Source organism: Euzebya pacifica (assembly GCF_003344865.1).
Classification (GTDB): Bacteria; Actinomycetota; Nitriliruptoria; order Euzebyales; family Euzebyaceae; genus Euzebya; species Euzebya pacifica.
In genome coordinates, this window is record NZ_CP031165.1 from 4,677,079 (window position 1) to 4,693,659 (window position 16,581).

The following is a 16,581-nucleotide window of genomic DNA, read 5'->3' on the forward strand; positions in this document are numbered from 1 at the left end:
GCCGAGCTGCACATCTCCTCCCAGCGTTGGTGCACGTCAGCCCCCTGGGGAGCCGAGCTGCACATTTCCGGGAGGGGGGGGGGAGGGCCGACGGGTCAGAAGAGCTTCAGCTCGTCGGACTCGATGCCGCGCAGCTCGTCGTAGTCCACCTCGACGCAGGCGATGCCGCGGGACTCCGCGAGGACACGTGCCTGGGGCTTGATGAGCTGGGCGGCGAAGATGCCCCTGACGGGCCGGAGCAGGGGGTCGCGGTCCATGCGCTCGAGGTAGCGGGTCAGCTGCTCGACCCCGTCGATCTCGCCGCGTCGCTTGATCTCCACCGCCACGGCCTGCCCCTCGGCGTCACGCAGCAGCAGGTCGACCGGACCGATGTCGGTCGGGTACTCCCGGCGGACCAGCTGCAGGTTCTCGCCGATGGCGTCGGTGTTGGCCGCCAGCAGCTCCTGCAGGTGCGCCTCGACCCCGTCCTTGGTCAGGCCGGGGTCCTCGCCGAGCTCCGTCTCGGTCTCCCAGACCCGCTCGTGCAGGGTGATGGTCAGCGTCTCGCCCTTGGGGGACGTGACGACCCAGCGGTCGTCCTCCTCCTCCAGCTTGTTGGGCGCGTTCATCCAGTTGAGGGGCTTGTAGGCGCCGCCGTCGGCATGGATGGCGACGCAACCGTCGGCCTTCACCATGATCAGGCGCCGGGCCTCCGGCAGGTGGGCGGTCAGCCGACCGTCGTAGTCCACGGTGCAGCGGGCGATGAGTAGGCGCATGGGACCGGCAGCGTAGATGCCGACACGGCCACCTGCTGGGTCAGGCGGCGAGGCCCCGACGCTGGACCTCCGACGGGCGCAGGTGGATGGCGTGCATCGGGTCGGCCGTCGCCGCACCTTCCGCGGCGTCCAGCTCTGCACGGATCGCCTGGGCGGACGTGTGCCCGTCCCACAGCACCACACCGGCGCTGACCTCCGGGCGCACGACCACGCCGTCGTGGAGGACGGGCACGTGTGCTCGGTCCACGAGGCGTCGGCAGGCCCTGATCGCGGTGTCGCTCTCGGCCATGTCGGCCAGCACGACGACAACCCGATCGGCCTCCACTCGGGCCACGAGGTCGGTCCGCCGAACGGTGCGCATCAGGCGATCGGCCACGACGTCGGCAACAGGGCCGGCCTCGGCCACGCCGTCCACCGCGTGGACCCGCAAGGACAGGAGCGCGACCGACTCCCGGTTCGCCCCGGCCATCTCCAGCCGGCGGCCGAGCGTGCCAGCCCCGGGGAGCGCCTCGAGGCGGCTGGCGGTCGAGTCGGCGAACCATTCCGCTGGCATCCGGGCGATCAGCTCACGACGCCGCGCGTCCAGCAGCGCAGCCGTGGCGTCGACGGCGACGCGACGCTGGCTGGGACCGTCCAGTGCGATGGCGCCCGAGGGGCCGCCCTGCCGGTTGCCGAGCACGAGCACGCCGAGGGGTTCGGTGTCCATCAGCGGGATGACGATGGCGTCACCGACCTCCAGCTGGTCCAACCACGGCCGCAGCGGATGGGCATCGCCGTCGCGCAGGTCGATCGGCCTCGGGTCCACCGACAACCACGAGGTCACCAGCGCACGGAGCTCGTCAGGCGTAGGTGTCTCGTTGGGGGTGAGGTGATCGCCCTCCAGGGAGACCCGGGCCACGGCCTTGTTGGGTGGCGTCACGAACAGCGCCTCGGCCCGCGTGGCGCCCACGGCCGCTGCGAGCCCGCCCGCGACGCAGCGGATCACGGCTTCCGGGTCGCGGCCGCCACCGGCCCGCCCGAGGACGTCGTCGATCACCTCGGCCGCCACGACAGGGCTGGTTCGGCGTCCGGCGGCACGAGATGTGGCCACACCGAGCAGCCCGAGGACGGCAACGACGATCAGCAGCTCCGACACTGGCACCCTGCCTTGACGCGACTACGAAGGGCAAGCGCAATACTACCCACAGCCAGACCGTCAAACCAGACCCCGCTGGCCGTTTCCCCAGGGGCAGGAGCGTGGCCCCCAGAACGAGCGAGGGCCCGACGCGCTTGGTGCGTCGGGCCTGTGCTGTGCGTTGACGTCCCCCCAGGTTCTCCTGGGCTCTTGGCGCCCGCCGGGAACGGATCGACGTCGTGTGGTGAGCTTCACGTGACTCGTTGTCCGGATCACGAACGAAGCGTTACCTCATCGTAGCCCGAGGTGAACCCGTAGCCAACAACTTGTTCTCGCTGCGTCACATCCGCCAACACAGTGACATGGAGTGCGCGGCACGAACGCAGGAGGAGCGCCGTGCGATGCACGACGCTCCTCCCGGGTGGTTCGAACGGATCAGTCCTCGGCGCTGGCCAGCTCCATCGGCGGCACCTCGGGGGCGTCCATGGCCCGGAAGACCACGGCGTCGTCCTCGATGTCGGCGACGATCAGCTGGTTGGCGGAGAACTCGCCGTACAGCAGCTTCTCGCTGAGGACGTCCTCGATCTCGCGCTGGATGGTGCGACGAAGCGGACGGGCACCCAGGGTCGGGTCGTAGCCCTTCATGCTCAGCCAGTCCTTGGCGTCCTCGGTCAGCTCGATGTCGAGCGCCTTGGCCTTCAGCTGCTCCTTCACGCGCTTCATCATCAGGTCGACGATGTTCTTGACCTGCGCCTGGGTCAGCGGGTGGAAGACGATCGTGTCGTCGATGCGGTTGAGGAACTCGGGCCGGAAGTGACGCTTGAGCTCGTCGTCGACCTGCGCCTTCATCTGCTCGTAGTGCGACTTCTCGTCCGCCTGTGCGGCGAAACCGGTCGGCGTCTTGCCGAGGTTCCGGGTGCCCAGGTTGGAGGTCATGATCAGCACGGTGTTCTTGAAGTCCACCGCCTTGCCCTGCGAGTCGGTCAGGCGACCGTCCTCCAGGATCTGCAGCAGGGAGTTGAAGACGTCCGGGTGGGCCTTCTCGACCTCGTCGAACAGCACCACGCTGAAAGGACGACGGCGGACCGCCTCGGTCAGCTGACCGCCCTCTTCGTAACCGACGTAGCCGGGAGGCGAACCGATCAGGCGACTGACCGTGTGCTTCTCCTGGTACTCCGACATGTCGAGGTGGATCAGGGCGTCCTCGTCACCGAAGAGGAACTCCGCCAGCGTCTTGGCCAGCTCGGTCTTCCCGACACCCGAGGGACCGAGGAAGATGAACGAGCCGGACGGACGCTTGGGGTCCTTGAGTCCGGAGCGGGTCCGACGGATGGACTTGGAGACGGCCACGATGGCCTCTTCCTGACCGATGATCCGCTTGTGGAGCTCGGCCTCCATCCGCAGCAGCTTCTGGGTCTCCTCCTCGGTCAGCTTGAAGACCGGGATGCCCGTCCAGTTGCTGAGGACCTCGGCGATGTCCTCCTCGTCGAGGGTCAGGACCGTGTCCAGCCCAGAGGACTTCCATTCCTTCTCGCGCTCGGCGCGACGCTCGAGGAGCTTCTTCTCCTCGTCGCGAAGGCGGGCAGCCTTCTCGAAGTCCTGGTCGTCGATCGCCTGTTCCTTCTGCTTGCGGACCTTGTTGGCCTCGTCCTCGAGGTCCTGCAGGTCCGGCGGCGCGGTCAGGCGACGGATGCGAAGGCGAGAGCCGGCCTCGTCGAGGAGGTCGATGGCCTTGTCCGGGAGGAAGCGGTCGGAGATGTAGCGGTCGGCGAGGTTGGCCGAGGCCACCAGCGCCGCGTCGGTGATGGTGACGCGGTGGTGTGCCTCGTAGCTGTCGCGCAGGCCCTTGAGGATCTCGATCGTGTGGACGATGGAGGGTTCCTCCACCGTGATCGGCTGGAAGCGCCGCTCGAGCGCCGCGTCCTTCTCGAGGTGCTTGCGGTACTCGTCGATCGTCGTGGCACCGATGGTCTGCAGCTCGCCACGGGCCAGCATCGGCTTGAGGATGCTGGCGGCGTCGATGGCGCCCTCGGCAGCGCCTGCGCCGACGAGCGTGTGCAGCTCGTCGATGAACAGGATGATGTCGCCGCGGGTGGTGATCTCCTTGAGCACCTTCTTGAGGCGCTCCTCGAAGTCACCGCGGTAGCGGGAGCCGGCGACCAGGGCGCCGAGGTCCAGGGTGTAGAGCTGCTTGTCCTTCAGCGTCTCGGGGATGTTGCCCGACACGATCATCTGGGCCAGGCCCTCGACGATCGCGGTCTTGCCGACACCCGGCTCGCCGATCAGGACGGGGTTGTTCTTGCGACGGCGCGACAGCACCTGCATGACCCGCTCGATCTCGCGCTTGCGCCCGATGACCGGGTCGAGCTTGCCCTCGCGGGCGTGCTGGGTCAGGTTGCGGCCGAACTGGTCGAGCACCGGGGAGCCCTTGGACTCGCCCTCGCCCTGGCTGCCCGGCGCAACGCCGGCCTTGGGACTGCCCGACGGGGAGCCCTCGCCACCGGCGTAGCCGCTGAGCAGCTGGATGACCTGCTGGCGCACACGGTTGAGGTCCGCGCCGAGCTTCTGCAGGACCTGGGCGGCAACGCCCTCGCCCTCGCGGATCAGCCCGAGCAGGATGTGCTCGGTGCCGATGTAGTTGTGCCCGAGCTGCAGCGCTTCCCGCAGCGACAGCTCGAGGACCTTCTTGGCGCGGGGCGTGAAGGGGATGTGGCCGGCCGGGGCGGTCTGGCCCTGCCCGATGATCTCCTCGACCTGTTCACGGACGCCTTCGAGCGAGATGCCGAGGGACTCCAGCGCCTTCGCAGCGACGCCTTCCCCCTCGTGGATCAGCCCGAGCAGGATGTGCTCGGTGCCGATGTAGTTGTGGTTCAGCATCCGTGCTTCTTCTTGCGCCAGCACGACGACACGTCTGGCCCGGTCGGTGAAGCGTTCGAACATCTGGGGTGCCCCCTAAGGCAGTAGCGGGGAGTCGGTCAAGGGTAACGCCTGACGGGTGGCCCGGGAGGGCAGCCCCCAGGGGATATCCCTTTGTTGGCCACCCTACCCTCGGCTGCAGCGGCCCACCCGGGGATAGGTGTGGATCCCCGGTGAAAGGTGCCGGTCCGGGGCCGACTCAGGACTTGGTGGCCAGCTCGAGCAAGCTCTCCTGGTCGGTGAGGGCCTCCAGCGGCATGGGACGGGCGAGCAGGTAGCCCTGGCCGGCCATCTCCCCGTGCCCGCGCAGCCGATCCAGCTCGGCGATGGTCTCGATGCCCTCGGCGATGAGGACCAGACCCAGACGACGACCCAGCGTCACGATGGCCTCGAGGGCCGCCTGGCCACTGGGACGAGCGTCGGCGACGAAGGCACGGTCGATCTTGATGACGTCGAGCGGCAGGTCGGCGACGTAGCTGAGGGAGGAGAAGCCGGTGCCGAAGTCGTCCAGGGCGACGCGCACCCCAAGGGCCCGCAGCGCTTGGAGGGTTCGCACGGCCAGCTCGGTGTTGGTGACCGCCGCCGCCTCGGTCAGCTCCAGCACGAGCGCAACGGGCTGGACGCCGTGCCGGGTCAGCGCGCCGCGAACGATGTCCACGAATCCGCCATCGTTCAGCTGCGCCCCCGAGACGTTCACGCTGACCCATCCGCCGAGCCGTTCGGGATGCGCGGCGAGGTCGCGACAGGCACGGTCGAGCACCCACGCACCGATTCCGGCGATGGCCCCGGTGTCTTCAGCCACGGCGATGAACTCGCCGGGGCCGAGGAGCCCACGGGACGGGCTGTCCCAGCGGACCAGGGCCTCGGCCCCCAGCAAGGTGCCCGTCGTGAGGTCGACGACGGGTTGGTAGTGCAGGACCAGCTCGTCGCGGGCCGCGGCGCCGGACAGGTCACGGCGGAGCTCGGCCCTGGACGGCCGCTCGCCCAGCAGGCCAGGGGCGTAGATCTCGATGCGGTTCTTGCCCTGCCGCTTGGCGGTGTACATGGCGAAGTCCGCGTTGCCGAGCAGCTCCTCGGCGTCGCCCGGTCCCGCGCCCAGCGCGCTGATCGCCAAGCCGATGCTGCAGGCGATGTCCACCTCGGCGCCCGCGATGACGGTGCCCGACGACAGGGCCTCCAGCGCGTCGAGGGCGGCGCGACTCGCGATGGCCGGGTCGTCGGTCAAGCCCAACGTCATGGCGAACTCGTCCCCTCCGAGGCGCGCGACGACGGCGCCGTTCGGCGCGGCGCGGCGCAAGCGCTCGGCCACGACGGTGAGCAGCTGGTCACCAGCGGCGTGGCCCATCGTGTCGTTGATGTCCTTGAAGTCGTCCAGGTCCAGGAACAGGACGGCGACGCGGTCGATGGTCGGATCGGCCAGCCTGGCGTGGAGCGCCTGGCCGAACGCCTTGCGGTTGGGCATGCCCGTCAGGTCATCGGTCAGCGCTTGGTCCCGCAGCCGGTCCTGGCTGTCGCGCACCGAGACGGCCGTCTCGCTCAGGGCCAGTCCCAGCTCACCCAGCTCCCGCACGGACTCGCCCAGCTCGACGGAGAACCCGTCGGCACCGTGCAGCTCCCGGGCGGCCGTCTGCAGCAGCGCGATGGGCCGCAGCACTCGACGCCGCATCCTCTGCGCGGCGCTGAGCGCGGTGAGCAGGCCGATCACCACCGCGCCGATCACGACCGCGACAACCGTTCGCTGCATGATCTGTGAGTCGTGGATGCTGACGTGCAGATCGGCCAGCAGCTCGGCCCGTACGGCGGTCAGGGTCCGACGGGCGTCGGTCAGGTCTCGCCACGTCGCGTTGAAGGGGTCGTTCCCGGCTTGCAGCAGAACGAAGATCTCGCCGCTGGCCACGTAGCCCGGGGCCGTCGCGAGGTCGGCGTCGAAGTCCTCCCAGGCGTCCCGAGCCGGTCGCAGCATGGCCGCGGTCCCCGTGCTGGCGAGCTCGGCCTCGAGGTTGTCGAAGGCGGCGTCCATGCGCGCGACCACCTCGGCGTAGGCCGCCTGCTGGTTGGCGTACTGCTCCGGTCCACCAACGGCGTACATGACGCCAGACGCGGGGTCCTCGACGTCCCCGATCACCAGCTCGAGCTCGATGACCGCGGCCATCTGCTCCTCGAGGGCGGTCGTGGTCCGGGCGAACAGTGCCTGCTGATAGGTCGTGGCGCCGATCGCCACCGCTCCGACGGTGACCAACGCGCCCAGGAAGGACGCGATGACCGCTGACCACGTCCGCCGCAGCGTCGGCCCGCGTTCCGGACGGCTCGTGGCCCCCGTGGGGCCCGTCATGTCTGGCATCTCGCTCCTCGATCGTTCTCTGTTGCTCAGGCGCGTCGGGGAGGGGCTCCTCGTGGTCCCGGCTACTGAGGTCTGCCGTGTCAGCAAGGCACGATCGGCAACCTTAACCTGACACTGAGTAATTCGATGGGGTCGCGAGTTGTCACCCGGGGTGCGCTGGGCTGCGCGGGCCAGCTGGTGCCCGATTCCTCAACCGAGCCCATGACGTGCCGATGCTGTCGGTGACGTCCGGCACGGTGCTGGGCGAACCGCTTCACGGATGAGGCAGGAACGCACATATGGACATGGCACTCATCGGAGGGCTCGTACTCTCCTTCCTCGCGATCATCGTCTCCACGCTGATCGACGGAAACAGCTTCGGACCGCTGATCGGCCCGTCGTCGTTCGTGTTGGTCTTCTTCGGCGCCCTCGGGGCGGGGATGACCGGCCTGAACAAGGAGGACCTCGGACGGATCCCCAAGACGGCGATCAAGGCCATCAAGGGCGCGACGTTCGCCAACTCCGGCACGGTCACGATGATGGCCCAGCTGGCCGACGTGGCGCGCCGCGAGGGCGTGCTGGCGCTCGAGTCGCGGCTCGACGGCATCGAGGACACCTTCCTGCGCAAGGGCGCCCAGCTGATCCTCGACGGCGTCGACTCCGAGAAGGTCGAGGAGGCGATGAGCATCCAGATGAACGCCACGCTCAGCCGGCACAAGCTGATGATCGCCTTCTACGAGGCCGTCGGCGGCTACCTGCCCACCTTCGGCATGATCGGCACGGTCATCGGCCTGATCAACATGCTGGGCAACCTGTCGGACCCCTCCCAGCTGGGTGCCGGCATGGCCGTCGCGCTGCTGACCACGCTGTACGGCGTGATGTTCGCCAACCTGGCTTTCATGCCCATCGCCGGCAAGCTCAGGCTGCTGATGGAGCAGGAGCAGACCGCGATGCAGGTCGTCCTCGACGGCGTACTCAGCATCCAGGCCGGCATGAGCCCGCAGATGCTGGTCGAGCGCCTCGAGTCCTACCTGCCGCCTGCCGAGCAGCAGGGCTACAGCGACCGCATGGCGGCTGCGGCCTAGGCCGCGCCCGTTCCCGGAGCCTCCCATGGCCAAGCACAAGTGCGTCATCCCCGACCCGCCAGCGGACACCACCCGCTGGATGGGTACCTACGGCGACATGGTGACCCTCCTGATGGCGTTCTTCGTCATGCTGTTCGCCGTCTCGGAGACCAACAACGAGAAGTTCATCGCGTTCGTGGCCGGCCTCGCAGGCCCGTTCGACAACCCGGCCCTCGAGCTCGGGATCGTCGACGGCGCGGCGCTGCCCGAGACCAGCGTGAGCCCCATCTCGCTGGTCGCGCCACAGCCCGGCTACCGCGACGAGTTCAGCCAGCAGACCCTCGACGAGGTGTCGGCGCAGGAAGCGGCGCGTGAACAGCTCGCCGAGGTCGAGACCGCCCTGGAGGAGGTCCTGGAGGTCACCGACGTGCCGATCACGGCCGAGATCCGCGCCGACGCGCGTGGGCTGGTGGTCAGCATCTCCACCGATCACGTCCTGTTCGAGGTGGGTGCGGCGGAGATCTCCGCGGCCGGTCGACAGCTGATCGCCGAGATCGCCCCGGTGCTGGTCGGAGCCCCCAACAGCGTGGTGATCGAGGGCCACACCGACGACACGCCGCTGTCCGCCGGCGGGGACACCAACTGGAACCTGTCCACCGACCGTGCCGTCGCGGTCCTGGAGCTGCTCGGGACCGAGCACGGCATGCCGTGGGATCGCGTCTCGGCCTCCGGCTACGGCGAGCACCGTCCGCTGGTGCCCAACACCTCACCGGCGAACCGGGCCGTCAACCGACGCGTGGAGATCCTGGTCGTGGGCCTCGACATCGCCGACAACGGTGCACCGCCCCCGCCCGCCGACGCGGTGACGAGCGAGGCATCGACCACCACACCCCCCGTGGAGGTCGTGACTGGCGTGGTGGAGGACCCCATCGGTGACCCGGTCGCCGACGCCACCGTGTCCGGCGATCCCGTCGCGCAGGCGGCGGTGGGGGCCGTGGCCGGCGGTCCGACGCTGGCGGCGATCCTCGGCCAGTAGCGGGTAGCGTGGGCCCGACCATGGAGTCCACGCGAGCGGACCGGTGGCTGTGGGCCATCCGGCTGTACAAGACCAGGGCCGCGGCTGCGGACGCCTGCAAGGCAGGCCACGTCAGCATCAACGGCAAGAAGGCCAAGCCGGCCGCACAGGTCCGGGTCGGGGACCGGCTCGAGGCCCGGGTCAACCAGCGCCAGCGGATCGTGGAGGTCCTGCGTGTGATCGAGTCACGCGTCGGGGCCCCGATCGCTGTGGAGTGCTACGCCGACCACTCTCCCCCGCCCGACCCCCGCCCGTCCGCTGCGGCGCTGGCGGGCTCCCGCGACCGCGGTGCCGGACGTCCCACGAAGAAGGATCGCCGCGAGATGGAGCGCCTCCGCCGCCTGCGCTGACTACAGGTCGGCGAGGCGGTCGTCGAGGTGGCGCTGCTCGACGACGTTGTTGGTCAGGGCGCGGGCGCGGGTGAGGGCCTCCCGGGCGTCATCGGTCCGACCCAGGCGTTCCAGGAAGTCCGCACGGGCGGCATGGACCAGGTGGTAGTCGTCCAGGCCGTCGATCCGGTCGATCGCGGTCAGGCCGGCCTCGGGCCCCTCGGCCATGCCGACGGCCACGGCGTGGTTGAGGGCCACCACCGGAGAGGGATCGCCGACGGCCAACGAGGCGTACAACCCGGCGATCTGCGTCCAGTCGGTGTCGTTCCACGTACGAGCCTCGGCGTGGACGGCCTGGATGGCAGCCTGGACCTGGTAGGGCCCCGGACGGCCGCGGCGCAGCGCCCGTTCGACCAGCGCGCAGCCCTCCTCGATCATCTCGCGGTCCCAGCGCGTCCGGTCCTGTTCCCCCAGCCTGACCAGTCGGCGACCACGCGCCCGGCTGTGGCGCCGGCTGTCGATCAGCACCATCAGCGCGAGCAAGCCGGTCACCTCGGGCTCGTTGGGCATCAACCGGTGCAGCAGGCGGCCCAGGCGGATGGCCTCGCCCGAGAGCTCGGCGTCCAGCAGGACGTCGCCCTCCCCCCGGAGGTAGCCCTCGTTGAAGATCAGGTACACGCACGACAGCACGGCGTCCAGGCGCTCGGCCAGCAGGTGGTCCGGCGGGACCCGGAACGGGATGGCGGCAACCCGGATCTTCTTCTTCGCCCGCGTGATGCGGGCCGCCATGGTCGATTCCTGCACCAGGAAGGCGCGGGCGATCTGCGGCGTCGTCAGGCCCGCGACGAGGCGGAGGGTCAGCGCCACCTGGGCGTCCTGGCCGATCGCCGGGTGGCAGCACGTGAACATCAGCCGCAGCCGGTCGTCGACGATCGTGTCGGCGAACGGGTTGTCGTCGGCCCCGGCCTGCCGGCGGTCCAGCTCGAGCGCCATCTCCAGGGTCTTGGCCTCCAGCCGGCCGGCCCGTCGCAGCTTGTCGATCGCCCGGTTCCGGGCGGTCGTCAGGATCCAGCCACCCGGATTCTCCGGCGGGTCGTCGGCCCACTTCTGGAGAGCCTGCGCGTAGGCCTCCTGCACCGCCTCCTCGGCGAGGGTGAAGTCACCGAAGGCCCGGACCAGGGAGCCCACCGCGCGACCCTGGTCGTTCCGGAACGCCTGTTCGACCAGGGTGCGGGGGTCCACAGGCGTGCTCAGTGGAACGTGCGCAGGGGCCGGACCTCGACCGACCCGAGCCGCGCGTCGGGGATGCGCCGCGCCACGTCGAGCGCGGCGTCGAGGTCGGGGCAGTCCAGCAGGTAGTAGCCGGCCAGGTGCTCCTTGGTCTCGGCGAAGGGTCCGTCGGTCACGAGGACCTCACCGCCCCGGACCCGCACCGTGGTGGCGACGTCCGGGGCTGCCAGCGGGCTGGCGTCGACCAGGTAGCCGGTCGACTCGACATGGGCGTGGAGCACGTCGTAGTCGGCGTACAGCTGTCGCCGGCCCTCCTCCCCGAGGGAGTCCCACCTCTGCATGTCGGAGTGGATGAGGAGCATGTACTTCACCGGCGACTATCCCTCGTCGAAGACCATGACCTGGCGCACCTCAGCGGTGGTGCTGGGCGGCAGCTTCTTGGCCCAGTCGATCGCCGCGGCCTCGTCCTCGACGTCGAGCACGTAGTAGCCACCGATGACCTCCTTGGTCTCGGCGAAGGGTCCGTCGGTCACTGTCCCCGTGGCCACGGCGACCGTCTTCGCGGTCTCGACCGGGAACAGGGCGTCGCCCGCCACGAACACGCCGGCGTCCTTGACGGCCTGGTCGTAGGCGAACCATGCGGGCATCTCCTCTGCGGCCTCGGCTTCGGTCTGGTCGGTGCCGCCTGCCAGCAAGAGCATGTACTTCATGGGGTGATCTCCAGGGTTCGGGGCCGGTCCGTTACCGGCCACTCACCACTCTGACGAACCCCGATGCTCGATATCGACACACCGCCCGAAAAAGAACTGCGAGGTTCCCGTCGCTCAGGCCTCCGGCCGGAGCGTCGGGAACAGGATCACGTCGCGGATGGTGTGGACGTCGGCGAGGAGCATCACGAAGCGATCGACGCCGATGCCGAGGCCACCGGTTGGGGGCAGGCCGTACTCGAGGGCACGCAGGTAGTCCTCGTCCAGGCCCATCGCCTCGGCGTCACCGGCGGCCTTGGCAGCAACCTGTGCGTCGAAGCGTGCCCGCTGGTCGTCGGGGTCCGACAGCTCGGAGAAGCCGTTGGCCAGCTCGCGGCCGGTGACGATCAGCTCGAACCGTTCGGTGACGTGCGGCAGCTCGCGGTGGCTGTGGGCCAGCGGCGAGGTCTCGATCGGGTGCTCGGTGACGAAGGTCGGCTTCCACAGGGTGTGCTCCACCAGCTTCTCGTAGAGCTCCACGATCAGCTTCTGCACACCCCAGCCGTCCTCCCAACGCACCTCGTGGGTGTCGCACAGGGCCCGCACGTCGGCGATGTCGCTGTCGTATCCGAGGTCGTCGCGGCCGGTGGCCTCGCGGGCCAGCTCCAGCAGCGGCCGACGGGCGAAGTCCCCACCGAGGTCGACCTCGCGGCCGTCGTAGGTGACGGTCGTCCCGCCGGTTGCCTCCACGGCGGCGCGCTGGACCAGGGCCTGCGTCAGCGCCATGACCCCCTCGTGGTCGGTGTGGGCCTCGTAGGTCTCCAGCATCGTGAACTCGGGGTTGTGCCGCGTCGACAGCCCCTCGTTGCGGAACACGCGACCCAGCTCGAAGACCCGGTCCATGCCCCCGACGATCAGCCGCTTGAGGTACAGCTCGGGCGCGATGCGCAGGTACAGGTCGATGTCGAGGGCGTTGTGGTGCGTCACGAACGGACGAGCGGTCGCTCCACCGGGGATGGGGTGCAGCAGGGGGGTCTCGACCTCGAGGAACTCCCGGTCGATCAGCTCCGCGCGCAGGGCCTGCATGGTCCTGGTGCGGATCTCGAAGACCCGCCGGGAGTCCTCGTTGACGATCAGGTCGACGTAGCGCTGGCGGTAGCGGGTGTCGGTGTCGCTCAGACCGTGCCACTTGTCGGGCAGGGGCCGCAACGCCTTGGACAGCAACGCGACCTCGTTGGCCATGACCGACAGCTCGCCACGGCGCGAGCGGATGACGCGGCCGGTCACGGCGACCCAGTCCCCGGTGTCGAGGCGGTCGACGTGGCCCATGGCGTCCTCGCCCACCTCCTTCTTGGAGACCATGGCCTGCAGGTCCTCGCCCCGCTCGCGCAGCACGAGGAAGACCAGCTTGCCCATGCCGCGGCGCATGACGATCCGGCCGGCGACGGTGACGACCTCCTCGGTCTCCTCCCCCGCCTCCAGGCGGTCGGCCCAGTCCGCGTTCACGGTCCGGATCCGGTCGGGCACGTCGACGCCGACGGGGTAGGGCTCGACGTCGTCGGCCCGCCACGCCTCCAGCTTCTCGCGCCGCTGGCGGACCAGCTCGTCGAGGTGGCTGCCGTCGGACGCGTCGCCGGAAGGAGCGTCGGTGGAGGGGGCGCCGGTCACGGCGTCGGGCTGGGGGGAGGTGGAGTCGGACACAGGCGCGAAGGGTAGGTCACCCTGCCCGCTTCGTGCACCCTGTGGACGACCGCAGCGGTCGTGGGGGCGACCTCGCTACTGTTCGGATCGTGAGTCAGCCCCCCAGCTTCGAGCCGTACCAGCCGACGTGGACCCAGCCGGCCGCCGAGCCGCCCCCGCCCACCGGGGCCAGCGGGCGCGGCAGGACGGCCGCCCTCGTGACGGCGGTGATCGTGCTGATCGTCGCCCTGGCCGCCGCTGGGACCGTCGCCGTGGTGCAGACCACCCGGCTGGAGACCGCCCGCGACCGTGCGACCGAGCTGGCCGACGAGGTGGCTGCCCGAGACGCCCGGATCGAGTCGCTGGAGTCCGGTGCCGCGGCAGCGCCCGACACCCCTGCGGACCCCCTCGAGGACCTGTTCGGCGCGGGCCCCGAGGAGCTCCTCGACGCCCTGGAGGGGTTGCTGGAGGACGGCGGCGTCCTCGACGGGGACGACCCGTTCGGCGGTGACCTCGAGGGATTGCTGCAGGGCCCGCAGGCCGACACCAGCGGCTGCCTCACCGACCTGGAGGACATCGACGACATCACCGGCGACACCGTTGCCGAGCAGATCACCTCGTCGTTGGATGCGGTCGAGGCCATCCGGGGTGAGGAGTTCCCCGGCGTCCTCGACCCCGCCATCCTCACCAGCGAGGAGGTGCGCGACCGCATCGAAGAGGAGATCGACTCCGGCTACTCCGCCGAGGCCGCCGACATCGACCTGGCCATGCTGTCGGCGATCGGCGCCATCCCGCCGGGGACCGACCTGCGCGAGACACAGACCGAGCTCCTGGGCGATCAGGTCGCCGGCTTCTACGACCCCGACACCGAGGAGCTGGTGGTGCGCAGCGACGACGCCACCGACGAGCTCGACATCGCCGGCCTGCTGACGCTGGTCCACGAGCTCGAGCACGCCCTGGCCGACGCCGTCATCGGCCTGCCGGCGCTCGACGACAACCCCGGGGACGAGGACGGTGCGCTGGCGGAGCTGGCGATCGTCGAGGGCGATGCGGTGGCGCTGCAGACGATCGCCACAGCGGTCGCGGTGTCCCCCGGTGACCTGCTGGGCCTGCTGTCGGACCCGGACCTCCTGGCCGCCGGTGCGGGTCTGGACGAGGTCCCGCCCTACCTCGCCTCCTCCTTGACGTTCCCCTACGTCGCCGGACCGACGTTCGTCTGCAACGCCTACGCCGAGGGCGGCTGGGACGCCGTGGACGCGCTGCTGCAGGCCCCGCCCGCCACCACCGCCGAGGTCCTGTTCGGTGGGCCGGTCGATCCCGTCGACCCAGAGCCCCTGACAGGGCCGGAGGGCCACGAGCTGGTCGAGGAGCGCACCTTCGGGGCGGCCCAGCTCAGCTGGCTGTTCGCCGCCCCCGGGGGCGACATCAGTCAGGCCCTCGATGACCCCGTCGAGCAGGTCCGCGGCTGGCAGGGGGGCCGGATCTCCCTGTGGCGCCAGGCGGACACGACCGAGGCCGGCGGAGACGTCGTGGCGCTCTCCTTCGTCGACGGCGGCGGCCTGTGCGATGCGGTCACCGAATGGTGGCAGCGGACCGAACCGCGTCTCGGCGACCGGGTCGGGACGATCGTCTGCCGAGGGGACCAGGTGATGGTCGGCGTCGCCGACGACGAGGAAACGGCCATGGCCGCCCTGGGCGGGTGACGCGCCAGCGGGTCAGGTGTTGCGGTCCCAGATGATCCGCAGGCCCGAAAGGGTCAGCCACGGTTCGTGGTGGCTGATGGTGTGGCACTCCTCGACGATCGCGGACGCCAGGCCACCTGTGGCGATGACCACGGGCTCCTCCTCCAGCGCCTCGGTCAGCTTCTCCACGATGCGGTCGACCTGACCGGCGAAGCCGTACACGGCGCCGGACTGCATCGCCTCCACCGTGTTGCGACCGATGGCCGAACGGGGACGGCGCAGCTCGAACTTTGGCAGCTGCGCCCCCCGCGAGGACAGCGCCTCCATCGACAGCATGACGCCGGGGGCGATGACCCCACCGATGAAGGTGCCGTCGGCGGTGTAGACGTCGAAGTTGGTCGACGTCCCGAAGTCCACGACGATGCCGGGGCCACCGAACTGGTCGTGGGCGGCGATGGCGTTGACCAGCCGGTCGGCGCCGACCTCGCGCGGGTTGTCCATGTTGATCGCGAACCCGGTCTTGGTGCCCGGCCGGACCACGACGGGGGCGAAGTGGAAGTACTTGCGCGTCATCTCCACCAGCCGCTCGGTCATGAGGGGCACGACGGAGGACAGGACCACGCCGTGCACGTTGCGCGAGAAGGACAGGTTCTGGAAGGCCATGAATCCCTGGAACAGCAGCGCCAGCTCGTCGGCCGTGCGCCGCGAGTCCGTGGCGATGCGCCAGTGCTCGACCAGCTCGGTGCCCTCGTAGACCCCGATGACGGTGTTGGAGTTGCCGACGTCGACGGCGAGCAGCATCAGGCGTCCTCGTTGCCGGGGTGGCCCGGGTGGCCGGTGTCCCAAGCGATGTCGAGGCCGATGTCGAGCGCACCGGAGGAATGGGTCAGGCCGCCGACGGCGACGGCGTCCACGCCGGTGGCGGCGATGGCCGCCGCGGTCTCGATGGTGATGCCACCGGAGGCCTCGACGAACACCGGGCGTCCGGTCTCCTCCGCCAGCGCCCGGCAACGCCTGACCCCCTCCTCGGTGTCGGCCAGGGAGAAGTTGTCCAGCATGACCCGGGTGCCGCCGGAGGCCAGCACGATGTCGAGCTGCGCGAGGGAGTCCACCTCGATCTGCACCGGCAGGCCATCAGCGGCAGCCAGCGCTCCCGTGGCGGCGTTGCCCATGCCGCCGGCAGCCGCGACGTGGTTGTCCTTGACCAGCAGCTCGTCCACCAACGACATGCGGTGGTTGCGTCCGCCGCCGGCCAGGACGGCCTCCTTCTCGACCAGCCGCAGCCCCGGGAGGGTCTTGCGGGTGTCGCGCACCACACAGCCGGTCCCGGCCACCGCGTCGACCAGGGTGCGGGTCGCGGTGGCGATGCCCGACAGGTGGGTCAGCAGGTTCAGCGCGGTGCGCTCGCCCGCCAGCACGGCGCGGGCCGGCCCGGACACGACGGCGATGACCTCGCCGGGAACGGCACGGTCACCGTCGGCCACCCGCAGGTCGACCTCGACGGTCGGATCGACCTGGCCGTAGGTCTCGGTGATCGCCTCCAGCCCAGCGACGACACCGGGCTGGCGCGGGACGAACGAGGCGGTCACCCGCGCATCCGCCGGAACGGTTGCGCGGGCAGTCACGTCGTCATCGGGGGACCAGCCGGGACCGAGGTCCTCGGCGAGCGCGGTCGCCACCACTTCGGAGAGCGGGACGAGCACGGGCTGGCGGGGGGCGACCTCGGTCAT

14 protein-coding genes are annotated in these 16,581 nt (G+C 70.2%); 4 read left to right on the forward strand and 10 right to left on the reverse strand.

Annotated features, from left to right (window positions below):
• Window positions 1–95 precede the first annotated feature (95 nt).
• The 4 genes from nucS to DVS28_RS20085 form a co-directional block, all read right to left on the reverse strand.
• On the reverse strand, window positions 96–755 hold the full coding sequence (gene nucS / locus DVS28_RS20070; protein ID WP_114593053.1) for an endonuclease NucS: 660 nt from the start codon (window positions 753–755) through the stop codon (window positions 96–98).
• Window positions 756–795: 40 nt separating this feature from the next.
• A complete protein-coding gene (locus DVS28_RS20075) occupies window positions 796–1,890 on the reverse strand; it encodes a diguanylate cyclase domain-containing protein (RefSeq protein ID WP_114593054.1) in 1,095 nt (364 codons plus the stop codon).
• Window positions 1,891–2,304: 414 nt separating this feature from the next.
• Window positions 2,305–4,809 carry an ATP-dependent Clp protease ATP-binding subunit gene (locus DVS28_RS20080; protein ID WP_114593055.1) on the reverse strand — a complete coding sequence of 835 codons (2,505 nt, stop codon included), beginning with the start codon at window positions 4,807–4,809 and terminating at the stop codon, window positions 2,305–2,307.
• 175 nt (window positions 4,810–4,984) lie between these two features.
• Window positions 4,985–7,117, reverse strand: a complete 2,133-nt coding sequence (locus DVS28_RS20085; RefSeq protein ID WP_114593056.1) for a putative bifunctional diguanylate cyclase/phosphodiesterase — start codon at window positions 7,115–7,117, stop codon at window positions 4,985–4,987.
• 293 nt (window positions 7,118–7,410) lie between these two features.
• On the opposite strand from DVS28_RS20085, the gene DVS28_RS20090 reads away from it, so the two are divergent.
• The 3 genes from DVS28_RS20090 to DVS28_RS20100 are packed head-to-tail and all read left to right on the forward strand — an operon-like array spanning window position 7,411 to window position 9,594.
• Window positions 7,411–8,190, forward strand: a complete 780-nt coding sequence (locus tag DVS28_RS20090; RefSeq protein ID WP_164710813.1) for a motility protein A — start codon at window positions 7,411–7,413, stop codon at window positions 8,188–8,190.
• A 25-nt stretch (window positions 8,191–8,215) separates the two neighbouring features.
• A complete protein-coding gene (locus tag DVS28_RS20095; RefSeq protein ID WP_114593058.1) occupies window positions 8,216–9,205 on the forward strand; it encodes an OmpA/MotB family protein in 990 nt (329 codons plus the stop codon).
• Window positions 9,206–9,225: 20 nt separating this feature from the next.
• Window positions 9,226–9,594: an RNA-binding S4 domain-containing protein gene (locus DVS28_RS20100; RefSeq protein WP_114593059.1), complete on the forward strand. Its 369-nt coding sequence runs from the start codon at window positions 9,226–9,228 to the stop codon at window positions 9,592–9,594.
• Here the strand turns inward: DVS28_RS20100 and DVS28_RS20105 are convergent, their stop codons facing one another.
• The 4 genes from DVS28_RS20105 to lysS all read right to left on the reverse strand — a co-directional run bounded on the left by DVS28_RS20105 (window position 9,595) and on the right by lysS (window position 13,190).
• Complete coding sequence (locus tag DVS28_RS20105) at window positions 9,595–10,815, reverse strand: RNA polymerase sigma factor (RefSeq protein ID WP_114593060.1); 1,221 nt, start codon at window positions 10,813–10,815, stop codon at window positions 9,595–9,597.
• 8 nt (window positions 10,816–10,823) lie between these two features.
• Window positions 10,824–11,165 (reverse strand): YciI family protein, encoded by a 342-nt coding sequence (locus DVS28_RS20110; protein WP_114594296.1) that lies wholly within the window; start codon window positions 11,163–11,165, stop codon window positions 10,824–10,826.
• A gap of 15 nt (window positions 11,166–11,180) precedes the next feature.
• Window positions 11,181–11,513, reverse strand: a complete 333-nt coding sequence (locus DVS28_RS20115; protein WP_114593061.1) for a YciI family protein — start codon at window positions 11,511–11,513, stop codon at window positions 11,181–11,183.
• A gap of 114 nt (window positions 11,514–11,627) precedes the next feature.
• Complete coding sequence (lysS, locus tag DVS28_RS20120) at window positions 11,628–13,190, reverse strand: lysine--tRNA ligase (protein ID WP_114593062.1); 1,563 nt, start codon at window positions 13,188–13,190, stop codon at window positions 11,628–11,630.
• A gap of 89 nt (window positions 13,191–13,279) precedes the next feature.
• Here lysS and DVS28_RS20125 point away from each other — a divergent pair, with 89 nt between their 5' ends.
• Window positions 13,280–14,872: a hypothetical protein gene (locus tag DVS28_RS20125; RefSeq protein ID WP_164710814.1), complete on the forward strand. Its 1,593-nt coding sequence runs from the start codon at window positions 13,280–13,282 to the stop codon at window positions 14,870–14,872.
• 12 nt (window positions 14,873–14,884) lie between these two features.
• On the opposite strand, the gene DVS28_RS20130 is transcribed toward DVS28_RS20125, so the two are convergent.
• On the reverse strand, window positions 14,885–15,652 hold the full coding sequence (locus DVS28_RS20130) for a type III pantothenate kinase (RefSeq protein WP_114593064.1): 768 nt from the start codon (window positions 15,650–15,652) through the stop codon (window positions 14,885–14,887).
• Window positions 15,652–16,581, reverse strand: a complete 930-nt coding sequence (nadC, locus tag DVS28_RS20135; protein ID WP_114593065.1) for a carboxylating nicotinate-nucleotide diphosphorylase — start codon at window positions 16,579–16,581, stop codon at window positions 15,652–15,654. Before nadC ends, DVS28_RS20130 begins: the two co-directional genes overlap by 1 nt.

Coding starts and splice junctions, on each gene's coding strand:
- DVS28_RS20095 (WP_114593058.1), top strand. CDS start 8,216: ATGGCCAAGCACAAGTGCGTCATCCCCGACCCGCCAGCGGACACCACC.
- nucS (WP_114593053.1), bottom strand. CDS start 755: ATGCGCCTACTCATCGCCCGCTGCACCGTGGACTACGACGGTCGGCTG.
- DVS28_RS20090 (WP_164710813.1), top strand. CDS start 7,411: ATGGCACTCATCGGAGGGCTCGTACTCTCCTTCCTCGCGATCATCGTC.
- DVS28_RS20110 (WP_114594296.1), bottom strand. CDS start 11,165: ATGCTCCTCATCCACTCCGACATGCAGAGGTGGGACTCCCTCGGGGAG.
- DVS28_RS20080 (WP_114593055.1), bottom strand. CDS start 4,809: ATGTTCGAACGCTTCACCGACCGGGCCAGACGTGTCGTCGTGCTGGCG.
- DVS28_RS20085 (WP_114593056.1), bottom strand. CDS start 7,117: ATGACGGGCCCCACGGGGGCCACGAGCCGTCCGGAACGCGGGCCGACG.
- DVS28_RS20115 (WP_114593061.1), bottom strand. CDS start 11,513: ATGAAGTACATGCTCTTGCTGGCAGGCGGCACCGACCAGACCGAAGCC.
- DVS28_RS20130 (WP_114593064.1), bottom strand. CDS start 15,652: ATGCTGCTCGCCGTCGACGTCGGCAACTCCAACACCGTCATCGGGGTC.
- nadC (WP_114593065.1), bottom strand. CDS start 16,581: ATGACCGAGGTCGCCCCCCGCCAGCCCGTGCTCGTCCCGCTCTCCGAA.
- DVS28_RS20100 (WP_114593059.1), top strand. CDS start 9,226: ATGGAGTCCACGCGAGCGGACCGGTGGCTGTGGGCCATCCGGCTGTAC.